The sequence below is a fragment of the Streptomyces sp. NPDC053560 genome (genome assembly GCF_044544605.1).
GTDB lineage: Bacteria > Actinomycetota > Actinomycetes > Streptomycetales > Streptomycetaceae > Streptomyces.
Genome location: NZ_JBITXI010000001.1, coordinates 392,393 through 411,176 on the forward strand (window position 1 = coordinate 392,393; position 18,784 = coordinate 411,176).

The window sequence follows — 18,784 nt, forward strand, 5'->3', positions numbered from 1 at the left end:
GGTTCTCGGCCGACTGCGAGGCGTGAGCGCACCCCGCGCGGCTCGCCCTGTGTGACCCGGAACTCTTGCCTTCCATCGAAAATGTCGGCGACTTTGGCATTTGCCTGACCGGTCCCTGCCTTCTGCGGCTTTTCCGGGCTCCGCCGTTTGCTTCCCTTGAGTGCGCCGCCGGTCACCCGTCGTGTTCTACGCGGGTTGCGCGGCCGGGCCGTCGCTCGACACCTCGGACAGGACAAACGATGGGAGACGAACTTCAGTGAGCACAGTGCTGTTGGTGCACGCCAAGGGTGGTCCGCCGCTCGGCCATGTCCTGTCCCGGGCAGCCGCGAGGGCGGAAGTGCATCTGCTGGCGCTCAGCGCGCTTCCGCCGACGGTCGCGGAGTCCGCGACAAACCTGTGTGCCTCGGTCGTGATGCCCACCGACGCGGAGCGGTCCGACCTGGTCTCGCTGATCGTCTCGCGAGCCGAAGCCGTCGGCGCGGACGCGGTCCTCACCTTCTCCGAGTACGCGGTCGTGGCCGTCGCCGAGGCATGCGAGGCGCTCGGCCTCCACGGAGCGGGAGGGGCCGCCGCGCTCGCCCGCGACAAGCGGATGATGCGGCACACCTGGCACCGGCGCGGTCTGCCGCAGCCCGCTTTCCGTCCCGTCACCACGCAGGCGGAACTCCACGAGGCCGTCGCGGCCCTGTCCGCCCCCATGCTGCTGAAGGCGGCCTGGAGCGCGGGCTCCACCGCCCATCAGATCATCGGCGCCCCGCAGGAGGCCGAGGCCGCCTGGCGGCGCTCGCGGGAGACGATGGCCAGGTCCGCCCGGCTGGGCTTCGCCGAGCTCCATGTGGCCGAGGCGGAGGCGCACTTCGTGGTCGAGGAGATCGTGACCGGCGACGCCGCGCAGTGGTTCGACGAGCCCGGCTGGGGCGACTACGTCAGCGTCGAGGGCGTGGTGACCGGCGGTGTCTTCCGACCGGTCTGTGTCAGCGGCCGGATGCCGACGGTGCAGCCGTTCACCGAGCGGGCCGGCATCACTCCCGCCCTGCTTCCCACGGACCTCCAGGACCGCGTCGTGGCCCTCGCCCGGGAGGCCGTCGAAGCGCTCGGCCTGCGCGACTGCGGCACGCACACCGAGATCAAGCTCGGTGCCGGCGGGCGTATGTGGCTGATCGAGACGGCCGCCCGGTTCGGCGGCGCGATGACCGTCCCGCAGATCGAGGAGGTCTTCCGGCTCGACCTCGTCGGCATGCTCGTGGACCACCTGCTGGGCCGCCCGGTCGACTGGCCCGAGCGGGCCCTAGGCCCCGAGCAGGCGCGCGGCGCCGCGGGTTCCCTCGTCGTCCTGGCGGTGGACGGCCAGGGCGAGGCCTGGCGTGATCGGAGGGTGTGGGACTTCCCCGTGGTGCGGGAGGCCGTCGCACTGAGCGGGAGCAGCACCCTCTCGGTGGTACCGGAGAGTTCGCTGCCCGACGGCAGCACCGTACCGGTCTACGACCCCGTCGGCGGAGCCAACACCATGGCGGCGCTGTGTCTGCTCTCGGCCGCCGACGCACGCACGGTGCTCCGCGACTTCACCACCCTGGTGGACGTCCTGCCCGTCGTGCTGCCGCCCGCCGTGTCCGCCACAGCGCAGCCCGTGTCCGCACCGTCGCAGCCCGCGCCCGCCGCCCGGCTGCGAGCCCGGTCGGCAGTACAGTCCGAGGGAGCCCCCGCATGAGCAGCACCGCGCTCCCCCTCGGCGCTCCGGAACCCGCGACGGACCGCACGGTCGTCGGCGAGAACCTCTCGCTGCCGCTGTTCCGCACCCTGTCCGGGGTCCTGGCCGGCCACCCGTACCTCAAGATCGTCGTCGACCGTGCCGAGGACACCTGGCACCTGCTCGACACGGCCGCACACCCCTTCCACGTCAACTACATCGCCACCCGCGTACTCGGCATGGACGTCGCCGAACTCGACGCCGTACTCGACGAGTTCAACGCCTCCGTCTACATGGACCCCGAGCGCCGCTTCCTGCTCGGGGTGCTCTCCCTGCACACCGACGAGGACGCGGAGGGCCGCGAGCGCACCTTCCTCGTGCTGGAGACGACCGAGGCCGACACCATGCACGGGGAGTTGCTGGAGTTCTTCCACGGCTTCGTAAGGGAACGCGTCGACGGCAGGCTGCCGCTGCTGCTCAAACCCGCCAATCACGGCCAGGAGGAGGAGCTGGCCGCGGTCAGCGAGCAGCGGGTGCCGCGCATCCTCAGCCACGAGCTCTTCGGCACCAGGACCCGGACCCCGCTCAACCTCGGGGAAGCCACCGGCCGGCTGCGTTGCTTCCGGACCGTGGAGGAGTACAGGGCCGCGGTCGGCGGGCTCGGCTGGCCGGACATCGTCGCCATGCCCTGCCTGCCGGACGACGTGCAGCGGGTGGCCGGATTCATCAACACCGCGCCCATCACCCCGCTGTCCCACACCAACGTCCTCGCCTCCGGCTGGGGCATCCCCAACGCGATCGTCCGCGACCTGGAACGGCTCGTCGAGAAGGACGGGCTGGACGGCGCCTGGGTCCGGTACCGGGTACGCGAGGACGAGATCACCCTGGAGCGGCTGGAGCAGGCCCCCGAGCTGCGGGCACCGGCCTGGCACCAACAGCGCATCCAGCTGGACCCGCCGCTCCTGGAAGACGCGCCCGTTCTCGCCCTGCACCGGCTGCGCAGCGCCGACCGGGACCGCTACGGCACCAAGGCGGCCAACCTCGGAGAGCTGCACCACGTGCTCGACAGCCGCACGGCCGACCTCACCGCGTACTACGGTCGCCCCCGCCCGCCCCGGGAGGACCTGTACGGGCATCTCGCGGCCCGGCTCGGCCTGCGCTCGCCCTCAGCGGCCGAACTCCGTTCGGCGGCCGCCGCCTTCGTGGCCGGTACGGTCGAGGCGCCCGAAGGCGTCGCCCTGCCGTTCTCCCTTCTGCACCGCTTCCTCACCTCCTCACCGGCGCTGCAACAGGGCATCGGCAAGCTGAAGATGGCGCTCGAACTCGACGCCACCGATGTGCTCGACCCGCTCTGCCTGCAGATCCAGCAGCTCATCCGGCACACCCCGCTACCCGAGTCCGTCGCCGGGGAGATCACCCGGGCCCTCCCCGCCTCGCTCACCGGGGGCGGCCGCCTCGTGGTGCGCTCCTCCTCCAACGCCGAGGACCTTCCGGGCTTCTCCGCGGCCGGTGTCTACGACTCCGTCACCACGGTCCGCGGCACCGGCGAGCTTCTCGACGCCGTGCGGCAGGTGTGGGCCTCCCTGCTCTCGCCGCGCAGCGTGCGGCTGCGCCACCAGGTGGGCATTTCCCTGGACGACACGTACATGGGCGTGATCATCCAGGTGTACCTCCCCGCCGCGCTCGGCGGTGTCCTGGTGACCTGCAACCCGACCCGGCGCGAGGACTTCCGCAACGTCTACCTCAACTGCTCTCCGGGCTCGCCCGAACAGGTCGTGGAGGGAGAGGTCCTGCCACAGCAGTACCTCTACAACACCGTCGAGGGCGGCGGACGCACCGTCGCCCTCGGCTCCTGGGGCGAGGGGCTGTCCGCCGCCACACGTGCCCGGCTCGCGGACCTGTCCCTGACCGGGCGGCTGCTGCAGTCCCACTTCAGCGCGCCCGAGGTGGACGACGCGCTGGACATCGAGTGGCTGCTGACCGACCGGGGCGACTTCCGCCTGGTCCAGATCCGCCCCTACGCGCTGTGAGCCCCCGCCTCCCGCGCGCCGCAGCGCGGCCCGCGGTCAGGCCCCTGACCGGCACCGCCCGCCGCATCATCCGGCTGAACTACGGCTTCCAGCTGCTGTTCAACCTGCTGTGGTGGATGCCGGTGTTCTACGCCTACCAGCGGGACGCCGGGCTGTCCGACGGGCAGATCTTCGGTATCCAGAGCATCTACTACGTGGCCTTCTGCCTCTTCGAGATCCCGACCGGGCTGATCGCCGACCGCATCGGCACCCGCAACTGTCTGCGGGCCGGCGCCGTCGTGATGACGGCGGCGAACCTCGCCCCGGTGTTCAGCGCCTCGTACACCGGGTTCCTCGTCCACTTCCTCGCCATCGCCGCCGGACGCTCCCTCACCTCGGGGGCGGCCAGCGCCTATCTGTACGACGGGCTGCGCGCCGAGCGGTGCGAGGAGCACTACCTCAGGGCGGAGGGCACCGCACGGGCGCTGGGGCTCGCGGCCAAGGTCGTGTGCTGGCCGCTGGTCGGGCCCTTGATGGCGCTCGCCCACCCGGCGCCGTATCTGCTCAGCGCGGTGGGCGCGGCGGGCTCCCTCGCCTGTGTCGTCGCGTTGCCGCGGCCGGCGGGGGCGGGCGGCGCAACGGTCGGGGCGGCCGAGCAGGCGGACGGAGGGCGCAGCGGCGGTGCGTTCCTGCGGGACGCGGGCGCCACGCTCCGCTGCGTCGCCTCTTCACCGTGGCTGGCCCTGGTGATGGTGCAGGGCGTGGCCGTCTTCACGCTGTCCCGGATCTGCCAGGTCAACCTCTTCCAGCCGATCCTGCTGGACCATGGCATCGCGGAGGCGTCACACGGTGGTGTGATGGCGGCGATGACGGTGTCGGAGGCGGTGGCCTCGGCCCGCCCCCAGTGGCTGAGCCGCCGGCTGCCTCCGGTCGCCTGGGTGTCGGTCCTCAGCCTCGCGCTCGCGGGCACCTTGGCGGCCATGACGCTCGGCGGGCCGTGGGCCGTCGTCGCGCTGCTCTGTCTGTTCGCCGCCGCGACCGGTTTCGCGTATCCCGTCCAGCGCAAGCTGGTCAACGACGCCGTGCCCGCCCACGCCCCGCGGGCGACGCTGCTGTCGGTCGAATCGATCGTGGACCGCGCGGTGTGCGCGCTGGCGGCCGTCGCCGTGGGCGCCTACCTCTCCGCCGGACGCCTGGACGCCCTGCTCTGGCACAGCGCCCTGGCGACCGCGGTGCTGCTCGGCGCCTTTCAGCTGGTACTGCCGGTCCTGCGCAGCAAAGTGGCGTGGCGCGGTCCCGGCAGCGCGGCGGAGCGTCAGCGGGGGCCGCGCGCCAGCAGCTCGATCACCCGGGCCGGGAGGTAGGCGGGGCGGTGGGGCTGCCCGATCCGGTAGGCCACGTAGCCGAGCGAGGCCGCGACGCCGGTCTCCTCGGCGGTCTCGGCCTGGTAGACGAGACGGCAGTCGTTCGCCTCCGCCTTGGCACGCTCCCAGAGGACGGGCGCCGGCTTGCGTTCCGCCTCGGTGCGCGGAGTGCGGATCCGGTCGCCGAAGTCCTTCCAGGCGAAGGGGGCGGAGCCCTTCCAGGACCCGTCGAGCTCCTTCTTCAGCGCGGCGGCACGCTCGGCGTCCGTCCCGCCCCACGAGGACGGCACGTTGGTGATCAGCCCGACGCTGATGTGCCGCTCCCGCAACTCGCGCAAGTACGCGGCGGCGCCCGGCAGATAGCCCGTGCTGCCGTCCTCGGCCGTGTGCACCAAGGTCTCGCCGAGGTCGAAGTAGACGACGGCGCAGCCACGCGCGGCGTCCGTCCGCGCCCCGACGGGAACGTCGTGCGGCGCGTCCGCGGGCATGGCCGCACGTGCCGCGGTACCCAGCGTGGCCGACACCGCCACGGCGCCCAAGAGCGCAAGGCCGGAACGGAAGAAGCCGCGAGAGGGTGGTAAAGGGGATCTGTTCATGGCGTTCGGCGCCTTTCTCTTCGACGCTCCCGCCATACCCCTGAACAGCACACCCCACTCGCCACCCTCAGGCCCCGCTCGGCTCGGCCCCGTTCAGGCGTGCCGAAAGCCGGTGCGCGGCGGCAGCGACCGCGTCGACCGTCCGCGGCACCGCCTCCGGCGGGAGCCGGAAGACGGGTGCGGAGACGTTCACGGCGGCGATGACGTCGCCCCGGTGGTCGTGCACGGGGGCCGCGACCGCGATCAGGCCCGGCTCCATCTCCTCCACTGCCACGGCATGGCCGCGCGACCGTTCCGTCCGCAGCCGTTCGAGCACGGACGGCACATCGCGCGGCGCTGCGTCCGTACCCGGCAGCGGCTCACCGCCCTCCGTCGCCAGCAGCGCCGCCACCTCCTGGTCCGGCAGGTGGAACATCAGGGCGCGCCCCGCGGACGTGCAGTTCAGCGGCGAGCTGCGGCCGATCCACTCGTGTGCCTGCAACCCGCGGGAGGTGCGTTCGGTGAGCACCGTGACGACGCTGTGACCGGACAGCACCGTCAGATACGCCGGCTCGCCGACCTGGTGCACCAGCTCGCGCAGTACCGGCGGTGCCTCGCGCTGCAGGCGGTCCTCGCCCGCGGAGGCGGCCAGGGCGAGCAGCTGCCGGCCGACGTGGTACCGCAGGCTACGGGGATCCCGTTCGATGAAGCCCTCCTCGGCGAGGACCTTCAGCGTCCTGGAGATCTGTGACTTCTCCTTGCCGAGCGCCTGGGCCACGTCCTGCACGCCCATCGGCCCCTGCCCCAGGATCCGGAGCACATCCAGCGCGCGCCGCACGCTGCTCAGGCCGTCGCTTCCCATACCCCAACCCTGTCGTGCGCGTGCGTATACAGCAACTCGCATTGCCACATCCGCATGCACCCCCTCTACGGTCGTGGGTCATGTGCGGAATCGCAGCTCTACACAGCCCTGACGGAGACATCGACACCGTGTGCGCCGGCACCCCGGCCCATCGGGTGCTGGACCGGCTGGCCCACCGCGGCCCCGACGACAGCGGAACCCGTACGGTCGGCGGCCACACCTGGCTCGGCCACCGCAGGCTGTCCATCGTCGACCTCGACGGCGGACAGCAGCCCCTCGGCGGCAGCCAGGGCGAAGACGACTGGTCACTCGTGTGCAACGGCGAGATCTACAACCATGCGGCCCTGCGTGAGCAGCTCCCCGCGCACGCCTTCGACTCCCGCTCCGACTCCTCGGCCGCCCTGGCCGTGCTGCGTACCGAAGGCCCCGCAGGACTGCACCGGCTGCGCGGTATGTGGGCACTGTGCGCGGCCACGCCCGGCGGCCGCTTCGTCGCCGCCCGCGACGCCGTCGGGATCAAGCCGCTGTACTGGGCGCACGCCGACGGAACCGTCCACTTCGCCTCCGAGCTGCGTGCTTTCGCGCCCGCGGTGCAGCGGCACGTCACCACATTTCCGCCCGGCTGCTGGTGGACCCCGGAGGACGGGATGCACCGCTTCGCGGACGCCGTGCCCGCCCGCGCACGGGTCGACGGCTGGGCCGGCATACCGCAACAGGTCGTCGAGAAGGCCACGTTCGAGTCCGTCACGGCGTCCGTGCGGCGACACCTCATGGCCGACGTCGAGGTCGGCGTGTTCCTCTCCGGCGGTCTCGACTCCAGCCTGGTGGCCGCCGTCGCCGCCGAGGCCTGTGCGCGGCAGGGCCGACGCCTGAAGACATTCGCCGTCGGCACGGCGGACTCCCCCGACCTGCTCGCCGCCCGCGACGCCGCCGCGTATCTCGGTACCGAGCACCACGAGGCGCTGTTCGACGCCAAATCGGCGGAGAAGATACTGGGCGACGTGGTGCGGTGCGTGGAGTCCTTCGACGCCGGCCTGATCCGCAGCGCGGTCCCCAACTGGTTCCTCTCCGAACTGGCCTCCCGGCACGTCAAGGCGGTGCTGACCGGCGAGGGCGCGGACGAGCTGTTCGCCGGCTACGGCTACTACCACGACCGGCACTCCTCCCCCGACGCCCTGGACGCCGAACTCCGCCGCACCGTGAACACACTGCACGGCCTGAACCTCCAGCGCTGCGACCGCGTCACCATGGCGCACGGCCTCGAAGCACGCGTCCCCTTCCTCGACGCCGACGTCATCGCGCACGCCATGTCGCTGCCGGCGACGGTCAAGGCACTGGAGGACGACGGCATGGAGAAGGGCCACCTGCGCCGGGCCTTCGCCGGCCGACTGCCCGAACATCTGCTGTGGCGCCGCAAGGAGCAGTTCGGTACCGGCAGCGGTGCGCAGAGCGTCCTCACCCCCTGGTGGGCCACCCGCATCACCGACGCCGAGCTCGAAGCCGCAGTCGCCGACGAGGGCACCCCTGACCTGCGCAGCAAGGAAGAGCTGGGCTACTACCGCATCTTCCGCGGGGCACTCCCGGACATCCGTCCGGAGGCCGTGATCACGCGATTCGCCACGGCCTGAGTCCGGTCCGGGCCCGCCGGGACGCATACGGAAGTCCGCTTGTGCATCATGTGCACAGTGTGTGCACACATTGCTTCGCCTGTGGTTAACGTGAGCGAAACACCTCGGGCGGCACAGAGCCTCGCGGCGTCATCACGCCGTGGGAGCCGGCGTGTGCCCTGTGCAAAGGAGCACGCATGGCAGAGCTTCAACCGACCGCGGCGCCGGCAGACGATCCACAGCAGCACTCCCGCAAGCGAAATGCCCTGGCCGCGGTGGTGGGGTCGGTGCTGGAGTGGTACGACTTCTTCCTCTTCAGCACGTCAGCCGCACTGGTCTTCAACAAGATCTTCTTCTCCGGCGAGTCGGAGTTCGTGGCGACGCTGGCGTCGTTCGCCACGTTCGCGGTGGGGTTCGCGGCCCGCCCGCTCGGTGGGCTCGTCCTTGCCCACCTGGGCGACCGCTGGGGCCGTAAGCCGGTCCTCCAGATCACCCTGGTGCTGATGGGCGTGGGCACGATCGCCATCGGGCTGATGCCGACGTACGCGCAGATCGGCATCTGGGCGCCGGTCCTGCTGGTGTTCTGCCGCATCCTCCAGGGACTCGGCGTCGGCGCGGAGCTCGGCGGCGCGTATGTGTGGACCACCGAGAGCGCCAAGCCCACCCAGCGCGGATTCTTCGCGGCGCTGCCCGGCGGTGGCGAGTTCCTGGGCGTGGTGTGCGCGTCCGGTGCGATGGCGGTCGTGTCGTCGATGGACGAGGAGTCGTTCCTGAGCTGGGGCTGGCGCCTCCCCTACCTCGCCTCGGTCATCGTGGTCATCGGCGGCTTCCTCCTCCGGCACGTGGCCGATGAGAGCGAGACGTTCAAGGAAGCGGTCGCGGAGGGCAAGAAGGAGAAGCTGCCACTGACCGCGGCCGTCCGCAGTCACGGCCGGACCATTCTGCTGATGATCGGTGCGGGCTCCGCCACGGCCGTGGCGTCGTACTCCATCCAAGGATATCTCCCGGCTTACACCACGCAGCAGTTGGGGATGCCGGCGAATGCGGCGGTCATCGCGATCACCATCGCCGCGTCCGTGTCCGTCATCGGCGTACCGGTCTGCGGCTGGCTCTCCGACCGGTTCGGGCGGCGCCCTCTGATCATCACCGGTGCGCTCGCGACGGCCCTGTTCGCCGCGCCGTTCTGGCTGCTCGTCGGGACGAAGTCGCTGCCGGTGATCACGATGGCGGTCTGTCTCGCGTTCGCCGTACTGCTCAATTCGCTGATCTTCGGCCCCTCGGGCTCCTTCTTCTCCGAACTGCTGCCGACCGAGGTGCGGTTCAGCGGCCTGGTGCTCGCACGCGAGAGCACGGCCGTGCTGTTCTCCGGCACCGCGCCGTTCATCGCCACCCTTCTGGTCCATGCCGGAGGGGGCAGCCCGTGGCTGCTTGCCGGTTACATGGCACTCTCGGGAGTCATCACCGCCGTTTCGGTGCTGCTGCTGCCGGAGACCGCGCCCCGCGCGCTGCGCCGCAAGGCCATCAAGTCCGGGGACAGTGACGGCAGCACTCCGATCGACGTCCAATACGCAGAGGTGTAGCAGAAGTGTCAGATCAGAAAGTCCCGCGGCCCGGGGAGCACGAAGTCCTGTGCCTCGGGGAGGCCATGGTCCTGGTGGCACCCCAGCGGGGACAGCGGCTCGCCGCGGCCCGCGACGCGACCCTCGGCGTCGCGGGTGCCGAGTCGAACGTGGCACAGTACCTCGCCGATCTGGGCCACTCCGTGGCCTGGGCGAGCCGGGTCGGCACCGACCCGCTCGGCGACCGGGTGCTCACCGCGGTCGCGCAGCCCGGTGTGGACGTGCGTCACGTCGAGCGGGACCCGTCGGCCCCTACGGCCGTCTACTTCAAGGACCCCTCCCCCGAGGGCGGCACCCGGGTGCAATACTACCGGGCCGGGTCCGCGGCGTCCCGAATCACTCCGGCGTACCTGGACAGGCTCCCCATCGGCTCGGCACGTCTGGTGCACCTGTCGGGAGTCACCGCCGCACTGTCGGCGAGCTGCGCGGCGACCGCTACGGACCTGTTCGGCCGGGCGCGCGAAGCGGGGGTGCTCCGCTCGTTCGACGTCAACTACCGCCCGGCGCTGTGGCGTACGGAGGACGCCGCCGCACCGCTGCTCGCCCTCGCCCGCAATGCCGACGTCGTGTTCGTCGGGCTCGACGAGGCGGCGGAAGTCTGGGGCACCACGACCGCCGAGGACGTACGCGACCTGATCGGGCCGTCGGTGAGCGTGGTGGTGAAGAACGCCGAGGTCGGCGCGGTGCTCTTCGCATCGGGTGCCGGCGACGCGGGGACGTTCGTACCCGCCGAGCAGGTCGAGGTCGTGGAGCCGGTCGGCGCGGGTGACGCGTTCGCGGCGGGCTACCTGTCCGCCTGGCTGCGGGGCGCCGAACGCGCCGAACGGCTGCGCCTGGGCCACCGGGTCGCCGCCTTCGCCCTCGGCTCGGTGGACGATCACGTCGACGCGACCTCCCTGCGCGATGTGCCGCTCGCGGCCGGCCCGGACGGGGCGGCCCGGTGAGCCAGGCCGTCGAGCGGGCCATCCAGATCATGGAGATGCTGAGCGAGGGCCCACAGCATCCGACCGCGATCGCCGAACGGTTCGGCGTGCACCGGACCACCGCGCTGCGCCTGCTTCAGGATCTCTGCCGGGGCGGCCTCGCGCGCAAGCGCGAAGACGGCACCTTCGCCGTGGGGTACCGGCTCGCCGGACTGGCGCAGGCGGCGCTGGAGCAGTTCGACCTGCGCGCGATCGCGCACCCGTTCCTCGTCGAGCTCGGCCGCAAGCTCCGGGCGACCGTACACATCGCCACCGTCGAGGACGGGCGCGTCATCTACGTCGACAAGATCGAGCCGCAGGGCGGCGTACGGCTGTACTCGCAGATCGGAAAGCCGGTCGTGCTGCACAGCTCCGGCGTCGGCAAGGCGATTCTCGCGTTCATGCCGGAGCAGGAGCGCGCCGAACTGCTGGACGGCCATGTCTACGAGCGGTTCACCGACACCACGGTGACCACGGCCGACGCGTTCGCGGCCCGACTGCGCGACATCAGGGCGCGGGGCTGGGCCGAGGACGACGGAGAGTACGAATCGTTCGTCAACTGCGTGGCCGTCCCCGTCCGGGACGGCACCGGGACCGTGAGTACGGCCGTGTCGGTGACGGCGCTCAAGGCGCAGGCCGATCTCACCGCCCTTCAGGGGCATCTGCCGGCCATCCGGCACACCGCACAGACCATTTCGCGAGCACTCGGGTGGACCCAATGACCACATCCGCCAACAACACGTCAGGCGTGACCCCCGCGGGCAACACGTCCGGCACGGACACCTCCGGTCAGCTCTTCCAGGAGGCGTTCGAGGCACTGCCCCTCATGGCGATCCTCCGCGGTTTTGACGTCGAACGCACGGTCGCGGTGAGCCACCGCGCCCGGGACATCGGCATCAGGCTCGTCGAAGTGCCCGTACAGAACGACACGGCGGTGGCCGCGCTCCGCGCCGCGGCCGAGGCAGGCCGGGAGCGCGGTGCCGTGGTGGGCGCCGGCACCGTGACCACGGTCGAGCGCGTCGCGCTGGCGGCGCGGGCGGGGGCGCGTTTCACCGTGGCCCCCGGCTTCTCGCGCGAGGTCGCCGAAGCATCGCTCGCCGCGGGCCTCCCCCATCTGCCGGGCGTCGCGACCGCGTCCGAGATCCAGCAGGCCGAGGCGCTCGGTCTCACCTGGCTGAAGGCGTTCCCGGCCACCGACCTCGGCCCGTCCTGGATCACCTCGATGCGGGGCCCGTTCCCGGAGGCGCGCTTCGTCGCGACCGGCGGCATCAACCTGGCGAACGCCGAGGAATTCCTCGGCGCCGGAGCCGCCGCGGTGTCGCTCGGATCGGTGCTGGCCGACCCGGAACAGTACGCACGGCTCCCCGAGCTCGTCGACTCGATCAGGACCACCCGAACCCGCACCGGAGACGGACTCCGTACCGGAAAGACCGGAAAGGAAGACCGATGAAGATCGTTGCGCTGGAGACCTTCTCCGTAGCACCCCGCTGGCTGTTCCTCGCCATTCGCACCGACGAGGGCATCACCGGCTGGGGCGAGCCCGTCGTCGAGGGCCGCTCGGCCACGGTCGCCGCGGCCGTCGAGGAGCTCTCCGACTACCTCATCGGCCAGGATCCGTTCCGTATCGAGGACCACTGGCAGGTGATGACGAAGGGCGGCTTCTACCGGGGCGGGCCCATCCTCTCCAGCGCGGTGGCCGGCATCGACCAGGCGCTGTGGGACATCAAGGGCAAGGCCCTCGGCGTGCCCGTGTACGAACTGCTCGGCGGCGCGGTACGCGACCGGATGCGCACCTACTCGTGGATCGCCGGTGACGAGCCGGCGGGGGTCTCCGAGCACGCGCTGGAGCGTATGCAGCAGGGCTTCGACGCGGTCAAGATGAACGGGACCGGCAAGGCCCGCGCGCTGGAGTCCAAGGCCGAACTCGATGCGCTGGTGGGCCGCGTCGCAGCCGTACGCGAGGCCATCGGTGACGAGGCCGACATCGCCATCGACTTCCACGGGCGCGTCTCGCCCGCAGTGGCCCGCGAGGCCCTGCGGCTGCTGGAGCCGCTGCATCCGCTGTTCGTCGAGGAGCCGATCGTGCCGGAGCTCACCGCGGACTTCGGGCGGATCTGCTCGTCCACGACCGTACCGATCGCCACCGGTGAGCGGCTCTACTCGCGGTGGGACTTCCGCGATCTGCTCGGCTCGGGGATCGCGGTCGCGCAGCCGGACCTGTCCCACGCGGGCGGCATCTCCGAGGTCCGCAGGATCGCTGCGATGGCGGAGGCGCACGGTGTGGCGCTCGCCCCGCACTGCCCGCTCGGCCCGATCGCCTTCGCCGCCTCGCTGCAGATCGACTTCGCCACCCCCAACGCGCTGATCCAGGAGACCAGCCTGGGCATCCACTACAACACCAAGGGCGGCTCCGATCTCCTGGACTACCTGGTCGACAAGAGCGTCTTCGACTTCGCCGACAGCCACATCGGCCTGCCGACCGCGCCGGGGCTCGGCATCGAGGTCGACGAGGCAGCCGTGCGCAAGGCCGCCGAGGCGGGGCAGCGCTGGCGCAACCCGGTGTGGCGGAACGCCGACGGCTCGCTGACGGAGTGGTGACCCGAGCGGCAGAAGTCCGGGCGCATCCTCCGTCGGCAAACATTTGACAATCTTGCGCAAGGTTGTCGAAGCTGGCCGGGAACCGGGGTACGTTCATCGCCTGTGCGGCCGAGACCGCCGCCGGCCGGCGGCCGGCCGCTGGTGAGGATCTCGCCGACACCGTGGAGCGCCCCTGATGAGCAAGCCCGACAGCATCGCAGCCGTCGACGTCCTGGCCGCCGGCCCCACCCGCAACTTCGTCACCCTCAAAATCACCACCGAGCAGGGCCTGGTCGGCTGGGGCGACGCCACCCTCAACGGCCGTGAGCTGGCCGTCGCCGCCTACCTCCGCGACCATCTGGCCCCGCTGCTCATCGGCCGCGACCCCGCCCGCATCGAGGACACCTGGCAGTACCTCTACCGCGGTGCCTACTGGCGCCGCGGACCGGTCACCATGACCTCCATCGGCGCGGTGGATCTCGCCCTGTGGGACATCAAGGGCAAGGCCGCGGGGCTGCCGGTCTACCAGCTCCTCGGCGGTGCCGTACGTGACCGGATCCTGTCCTACACCCACGCCAAGGGCTGGGACATACCCCAGCTCCTGGACTCCCTCGACGCCCGGCTCGCCCAGGGATTCAAGGCCGTACGGGCCCAGACCGGCGTCCCCGGCCTGGACATCGTCTACGGCGTCACCAGGGAGGACGCCGCGTACGAGCCCGCCGGGCGTGGCATCGCCCCCGTCGAGGAGACCTGGGACACCGACGCGTACCTGCGGCACGCACCCAAGGCACTGGAGGCGGCCCGCTCCCACATCGGCCCCGAGGTCGCACTCCTGCACGACGCCCACCACCGCCTCACCCCCAACGAGGCGGCGCGGCTGGGCCGCTCCGTCGAGGATCTGGGCCTGTTCTGGCTGGAGGACGTCACCCCCGCCGAGAACCAGGAGGTACTGCGCACCCTTCGCGGCAGGACCACCGTCCCCCTAGCCATCGGCGAGGTCTTCAACACGATCTGGGAATGCCAGAGCCTGATCACCGAGCAGCTCATCGACTACGTGCGCTGCTGCGTCACGCACGCGGGCGGCATCAGCCACCTGCGCCGCATCGCCGCCCTCGCCGACGTCTGGCAGATCAAGCTCGGCCCGCACGGCCCCTCGGACGTCTCCCCCGTCGCCCTGGCCGCCTCGCTCCATCTCGGCCTGGCCACCCCCAACTTCGCCATCCAGGAGTACATGGGCTACGACCCGCTGGTGCACGAGGTGTTCCGCCACGCCTGGTCGTACGAGGACGGGCACCTGCACCCGGGAGACGCACCCGGCCTCGGCGTCGAGGTCGACGAGGAGCTCACCGCCCGCCACCCCTACGAGCCCGCCTACCTGCCTGTGGCCCGGCGCCGCGACGGCTCGATGACCGACTGGTGACCCCTCCCGGAGCAAGGACGTACCCGCACATGAGCACCGCCCCCACCACCACGCCGCGCCTGAGCACCGCCACGTCACCGGTCGGCGCGCTGCTGCACCACCGGACTCTCGGCCCGGCCGGCACCGGCATCGTCCACCTCGGCCTCGGCAACTTCCACCGCGCCCACCAGGCCGTCTACACCGCGGCCGCGCTCGCCCGCGAGGGCGGCCCGTGGGGTGTCCTCGGCGTGGCGGGGCGCTCCGCCGACGTCGCCGACGCGCTGCGCGCCCAGGACCTGCGCTACACCGTCGCCGAGGTCTCCCCGGCCGGACTGCGTTGCACCATCCCCGCCGTGCACACCGGGGCGCTGGTCGCCGCGCGGGAACCGGAGTCGGTGCAGCGCGCCCTGGCCGCCCCCGGAACCCGCGTGATCTCCCTGACCGTCACCGAGCACGGCTACACGTACTCGCCCCGCACCGGCGGCCTCCACCTGGACCACCCCGGCGTCCGTGCGGACCTGCGCGGCAACCGCACCGCACCGCGCACCACCCTGGGCCGCATCGTGCGTGCCCTCCAGGAGCGGGCCGACGGCCACGGCTCTCCCGTGACCGTCCTCAGCTGCGACAACCTCGTCGGCAACGGCGACCACACCCGCCGCCTCATCGAGGAGTTCGTCGCCCATCTGCCGGAGAGTGAGGGTGCGCCGCTCCGTGCTTGGATCGCGGCCGGGAACGTCACCTTCCCCAACACCATGGTCGACCGCATCGTGCCGGCGACGACGGACGCGGAACGCACCGCCGTGGCCGAGGCGCTCGGCGTGCGCGACGACGTGCCCGTCCCCGCCGAACCGTTCACCATGTGGGTCCTTGAGGACCGCTTCGCCGCGTCGCGCCCCGCCTGGGAGGCGGGCGGAGCGCTGTTCACCGAGGACGTGGAGCCGTACGAACTCCTCAAGGTCCGGCTGCTCAACGGCACACACTCGCTCATCGCCTACCTCGGCGCCCTGGCAGGGTGCGACACCATTCCGCAGTCCACGGCGCACCCCTTCGTCACGGAGGCGGCCCGCGCGGTCCTGCTCGGCGAGTACCTCCCCAGCCTCACCGTCCCCGACGACGTCGATCTGGACGCGTACGTGGACCAGCTCTTCACCCGCTGGGCGAACTCCGCGCTCGGGCACCGCACCCGGCAGGTCGGCTCGGACGGCTCCGTCAAGCTGCGGCAGCGGGTCCCCGACCCCGCCCTGCTCCACCTGCGGGCCGGGCGGCTGCCGCACCATCTCGCCCTCACCGTCGCCGCCTACCTGTGCTGCCTGGCCCCGCCGGCCGGCTTCGACCCCGGTGAGCACGCGGCCGCCATGACGGACCCGGCCCGCGAACGCCTCGCCGCCCTGCGCGCCCGCGCCACCGACGGCCCGTCCTTCGCCGCCGCGGTACTGGACGACGGTCTTCTCGGCAACGCACTCCCCGAACACCCCGCCTTCGCCACCCGCACCGGCGAATTCATCGACCTGCTCCGCACCCACGGCCCCCGCGCGGCCGCGTCGGAAGCCGCCCGGTCATGAGGTCCCGCTCGACAGCCCGACGTCGAAGCAGGGCACGCGTGGTGCCGGTGCGTCGACGCCCATAGGCTCTCCGGTGAGCACCGCACCACGAGAACGAGGAAAACATTGACCAGGTGGCCCACCGCGCTCACCGAGGCCGGCATCAACGATCCATCACTGCGGCTGGATTACGAAGCCCAGCGCCGGCTGGTTCGGCGCTTCAAGCCCCAGGAGTTCCTGGCCGTTCGGCTGCTCCTGCCGGCGCGTCTCCAACCGTCCGTCATCGCCGCCGTGGCGTTCATGCACGAAACCGACAGGCGCATCGACGAAGGTGAGGTGGCCACCCGGCAGGACGCACTCGACGCCTGGAGCCGGCGGGTCGCAGAGGCAATGGAGCACGGCACATCCGATCAGCCCGTCCTCAGAGCGCTGGCCGACACCGCCGAGCGGCACCCGCATCTCTCGACGTACGTCCGGGAATTCCTGGACGGCGCGCACGTGGAAGCCGGCTGGACGGGCTTCGAGACCGAGAGCGACTTCCAGGCATACGTGGACGCCTACTCGCATCCGGCACTCATGCTCACCGCGTCGCTGGTGGCACCAACGGCACAGGCAGAGCAAGCCGATGCGTTCGAAAGCGGCTGCCGCACCCTGATCGAAGCCATGCAACGCGCCGACTTCCTGGCGGACCTCTCCGAGGATGTCCCGCAGGGCAGAGTCGGCATCTCCCACGAGGAGTTGACGCACTTCGGGCTCGAACTCGATGACCTCCTGAACCCCTCCCCGGCATCGGCATCGGCACCCGCACTGGAGCACCTCGTCCAGGCTCAGGCTCGCACCATCAGCGCCGGCCTGGCCTCCTGCCGGGGCCTCCCCGACCTGGTGGCGCCGGAAAACCAACCCTTTCTCCGCGCCTTCATCCGCGTGCAGGAACTGCAACTGGAGGACGTGCGCAGCAAGGGCGGCAAGCTGTTGCACGAGGAAGCAGGGGCATCAAAGCCCGCCGCTCTAGGGGTGCTTCTGCAGCACTGGCGCGCCGCCAGGAAGCAGCGAGGCCGACGCCGGTAGGCTGACGGCCGGACATCGCCATTCGCGCTGTCCGTGCTGGTCCACCGGGCGCCCGTGCGGGCGCGGAAGGCCGCGACGGCGGCTTCGACGGTGGGGAACATGTGGCCCGGGCCGATCGTACGGGTGAGGCCGTAGCGTTCGATCTTGCGCCGCCGAGCAGGGCCACGCCGAGGAAGGCTGCGACCGACAGCAGGTATTCCACCTTGCGTTGCCGCCACAGCCGCGCCGCCCCCGGGACATGTCGCTGCGGTACTGGGCCAGAAACCGCCGCCGGCCGGGCTCGGGCTTCTCCTCGGGCAACGCATTCGGGCCGTCCCGGCTCAGCGACTCGGCAGCGCGTGCGGCGGAGAGGCCGACAGGCGGGTCCACCGCTCCGGTCACCCGCTTCCACGGTTGGCCTCTTCTTCGAGCTCTTTCCTGGCGTTGGCCAGCTCCCGGCGGGCCGGGGCGCTCATCTTCGGGTACTGCGGATCGATGTCGATCAGTGTGTGTGCGAGCACGGCTGCCGCACAGAGCCGCGCGCGCCACTTGCGGTCGGCCGGGATGACGTACCAGGGAGCCCACTCGGTACTGGTGGCGTTGAGCATGTGCGTGAAGGCCTGCTGGTATGCGTCCCAGTGTGCCCGTTCGCGTACATCTGCGGCCGAGAACTTCCAGTTGCGCTCCGGTACGTCGATCCGCTTGAGGAACCGTATGCGCTGTTCCTCCTTGGAGAGGTTCAAGAACAGTTTGACAACGCGGAATCCGTTGTCGGTCAGATAGCGCTCCCAGGCGTTGATCTCCCGATAGCGCCGTTTCCAGATGTTGCCGCCCCTGGCCGACGCGCGGAGCCGCTGCCGGTCGAGGTTTTCCGGGTGCACCCGCACCACCAGGACTTCCTCGTAGTGGGACCGGTTGAAGATGACGATCTGACCGCGCCGGGGCAGCCGACGCGCATAGCGCCAGAGGTAGTCGTGGTCCAGCTCTTCCACGGACGGCACCTTGAAGTTCGCCACCCGCACGCCCTGCGGGCTCATCCCGCTCATCACATGCCGGATCGTGCCGTCCTTGCCGCCCGCGTCCAACGCCTGCAGGCAGACCAGCACCCCTCGCGTCTGTTCGGCGGCCAGCCGCCGCTGATATTCGGCGAGCAGCTCGATGCCCACTCGCAGCAGTTCGACACCGTCCGCCTTCTTGGCGACACCCGCTTCATATTTCGGGTCGAAGTCTGCCGCCAGGTCGACTTTCTTCCCGGGCACGACTCTCAGCGGTGCGATGAACGACTCGGTGCGTCCTGCTTGCAGGTCGGTCATCGTCAGTCAGTCCTTTCGGAGGACTACGGATCGAGATGCCGGCTGCTCGGCGGGGAAGGGCGCCGGAGAATGCCTGTGCCCTCGACGCGACGGTGCGAAAGTGCGTGACAGGCATTCCTGAGTGGCAGGTGCCGCCGAGGTCCGGGGCGACGACCATGGGACGAACGTACGGCGACGAGTCCGCGTGAGGACACCGTACGGCAGACTCCGGGTGGCGGCGAG

16 protein-coding genes are annotated in these 18,784 nt (G+C 71.2%); 12 read left to right on the plus strand and 4 right to left on the minus strand.

Features of this window, described 5'->3' with window-relative positions:
- Positions 1-256 precede the first annotated feature (256 nt).
- The 3 genes from ACIGQF_RS01775 to ACIGQF_RS01785 are packed head-to-tail and all read left to right on the plus strand — an operon-like array spanning position 257 to position 5,060.
- Positions 257-1,708: an acetyl-CoA carboxylase biotin carboxylase subunit family protein gene (locus ACIGQF_RS01775; protein ID WP_399704094.1), complete on the plus strand. Its 1,452-nt coding sequence runs from the start codon at positions 257-259 to the stop codon at positions 1,706-1,708.
- A complete protein-coding gene (locus tag ACIGQF_RS01780) occupies positions 1,705-3,717 on the plus strand; it encodes a PEP/pyruvate-binding domain-containing protein (protein ID WP_399704096.1) in 2,013 nt (670 codons plus the stop codon). The genes ACIGQF_RS01775 and ACIGQF_RS01780 overlap by 4 nt, the downstream gene beginning before the upstream one ends.
- Positions 3,714-5,060 (plus strand): MFS transporter, encoded by a 1,347-nt coding sequence (locus tag ACIGQF_RS01785; RefSeq protein ID WP_399704098.1) that lies wholly within the window; start codon positions 3,714-3,716, stop codon positions 5,058-5,060. The genes ACIGQF_RS01780 and ACIGQF_RS01785 overlap by 4 nt, the downstream gene beginning before the upstream one ends.
- Here ACIGQF_RS01785 and ACIGQF_RS01790 read toward each other — a convergent pair.
- Both ACIGQF_RS01790 and ACIGQF_RS01795 read right to left on the minus strand, forming a co-directional pair.
- A complete protein-coding gene (locus ACIGQF_RS01790; protein ID WP_399704101.1) occupies positions 5,012-5,548 on the minus strand; it encodes a hypothetical protein in 537 nt (178 codons plus the stop codon). The two genes, ACIGQF_RS01785 and ACIGQF_RS01790, sit on opposite strands and share 49 nt — an antisense overlap.
- A 175-nt stretch (positions 5,549-5,723) precedes the next feature.
- Positions 5,724-6,497 (minus strand): IclR family transcriptional regulator, encoded by a 774-nt coding sequence (locus ACIGQF_RS01795; RefSeq protein WP_399704103.1) that lies wholly within the window; start codon positions 6,495-6,497, stop codon positions 5,724-5,726.
- Between the two features lie 80 nt (positions 6,498-6,577).
- On the opposite strand from ACIGQF_RS01795, the gene asnB reads away from it, so the two are divergent.
- From asnB to ACIGQF_RS01840, 9 genes are all read left to right on the plus strand, one after another.
- Complete coding sequence (gene asnB, locus ACIGQF_RS01800) at positions 6,578-8,125, plus strand: asparagine synthase (glutamine-hydrolyzing) (protein ID WP_399704105.1); 1,548 nt, start codon at positions 6,578-6,580, stop codon at positions 8,123-8,125.
- Positions 8,126-8,301: 176 nt separating this feature from the next.
- Positions 8,302-9,684, plus strand: a complete 1,383-nt coding sequence (locus ACIGQF_RS01805; protein WP_399704108.1) for an MFS transporter — start codon at positions 8,302-8,304, stop codon at positions 9,682-9,684.
- Positions 9,685-9,689: 5 nt separating this feature from the next.
- Entirely contained in the window at positions 9,690-10,667 is a 978-nt protein-coding gene (locus tag ACIGQF_RS01810; protein WP_399704111.1) for a sugar kinase, read from the plus strand.
- Positions 10,664-11,407 (plus strand): IclR family transcriptional regulator, encoded by a 744-nt coding sequence (locus tag ACIGQF_RS01815; RefSeq protein ID WP_399704114.1) that lies wholly within the window; start codon positions 10,664-10,666, stop codon positions 11,405-11,407. The genes ACIGQF_RS01810 and ACIGQF_RS01815 overlap by 4 nt, the downstream gene beginning before the upstream one ends.
- Entirely contained in the window at positions 11,404-12,135 is a 732-nt protein-coding gene (locus ACIGQF_RS01820; RefSeq protein WP_399704116.1) for a bifunctional 4-hydroxy-2-oxoglutarate aldolase/2-dehydro-3-deoxy-phosphogluconate aldolase, read from the plus strand. The genes ACIGQF_RS01815 and ACIGQF_RS01820 overlap by 4 nt, the downstream gene beginning before the upstream one ends.
- Entirely contained in the window at positions 12,132-13,283 is a 1,152-nt protein-coding gene (dgoD, locus tag ACIGQF_RS01825) for a galactonate dehydratase (RefSeq protein ID WP_399704118.1), read from the plus strand. Before ACIGQF_RS01820 ends, dgoD begins: the two co-directional genes overlap by 4 nt.
- 175 nt (positions 13,284-13,458) lie before the next feature.
- Positions 13,459-14,682, plus strand: coding sequence for a D-mannonate dehydratase ManD (gene manD / locus ACIGQF_RS01830; RefSeq protein WP_399704122.1), 1,224 nt, complete (start codon positions 13,459-13,461; stop codon positions 14,680-14,682).
- Positions 14,683-14,711: 29 nt separating this feature from the next.
- A complete protein-coding gene (locus tag ACIGQF_RS01835) occupies positions 14,712-16,223 on the plus strand; it encodes a mannitol dehydrogenase family protein (RefSeq protein WP_399704124.1) in 1,512 nt (503 codons plus the stop codon).
- 105 nt (positions 16,224-16,328) lie between these two features.
- Complete coding sequence (locus tag ACIGQF_RS01840; protein ID WP_399704127.1) at positions 16,329-17,270, plus strand: squalene/phytoene synthase family protein; 942 nt, start codon at positions 16,329-16,331, stop codon at positions 17,268-17,270.
- Here ACIGQF_RS01840 and ACIGQF_RS01845 read toward each other — a convergent pair.
- Both ACIGQF_RS01845 and ACIGQF_RS01850 read right to left on the minus strand, forming a co-directional pair.
- Positions 17,211-17,651, minus strand: a complete 441-nt coding sequence (locus ACIGQF_RS01845; protein WP_399704130.1) for a cation-transporting P-type ATPase — start codon at positions 17,649-17,651, stop codon at positions 17,211-17,213. The genes ACIGQF_RS01840 and ACIGQF_RS01845 overlap by 60 nt on opposite strands.
- Positions 17,648-18,562, minus strand: a complete 915-nt coding sequence (locus tag ACIGQF_RS01850) for a polyphosphate kinase 2 family protein (protein WP_399704132.1) — start codon at positions 18,560-18,562, stop codon at positions 17,648-17,650. The genes ACIGQF_RS01845 and ACIGQF_RS01850 overlap by 4 nt, the downstream gene beginning before the upstream one ends.
- Positions 18,563-18,784 lie beyond the last annotated feature (222 nt).

Coding starts and splice junctions, on each gene's coding strand:
- ACIGQF_RS01805 (WP_399704108.1), top strand. CDS start 8,302: ATGGCAGAGCTTCAACCGACCGCGGCGCCGGCAGACGATCCACAGCAG.
- asnB (WP_399704105.1), top strand. CDS start 6,578: ATGTGCGGAATCGCAGCTCTACACAGCCCTGACGGAGACATCGACACC.
- ACIGQF_RS01790 (WP_399704101.1), bottom strand. CDS start 5,548: ATGCCCGCGGACGCGCCGCACGACGTTCCCGTCGGGGCGCGGACGGAC.
- ACIGQF_RS01850 (WP_399704132.1), bottom strand. CDS start 18,562: ATGACCGACCTGCAAGCAGGACGCACCGAGTCGTTCATCGCACCGCTG.
- manD (WP_399704122.1), top strand. CDS start 13,459: ATGAGCAAGCCCGACAGCATCGCAGCCGTCGACGTCCTGGCCGCCGGC.
- ACIGQF_RS01835 (WP_399704124.1), top strand. CDS start 14,712: ATGAGCACCGCCCCCACCACCACGCCGCGCCTGAGCACCGCCACGTCA.
- ACIGQF_RS01795 (WP_399704103.1), bottom strand. CDS start 6,497: ATGGGAAGCGACGGCCTGAGCAGCGTGCGGCGCGCGCTGGATGTGCTC.
- dgoD (WP_399704118.1), top strand. CDS start 12,132: ATGAAGATCGTTGCGCTGGAGACCTTCTCCGTAGCACCCCGCTGGCTG.
- ACIGQF_RS01820 (WP_399704116.1), top strand. CDS start 11,404: ATGACCACATCCGCCAACAACACGTCAGGCGTGACCCCCGCGGGCAAC.
- ACIGQF_RS01780 (WP_399704096.1), top strand. CDS start 1,705: ATGAGCAGCACCGCGCTCCCCCTCGGCGCTCCGGAACCCGCGACGGAC.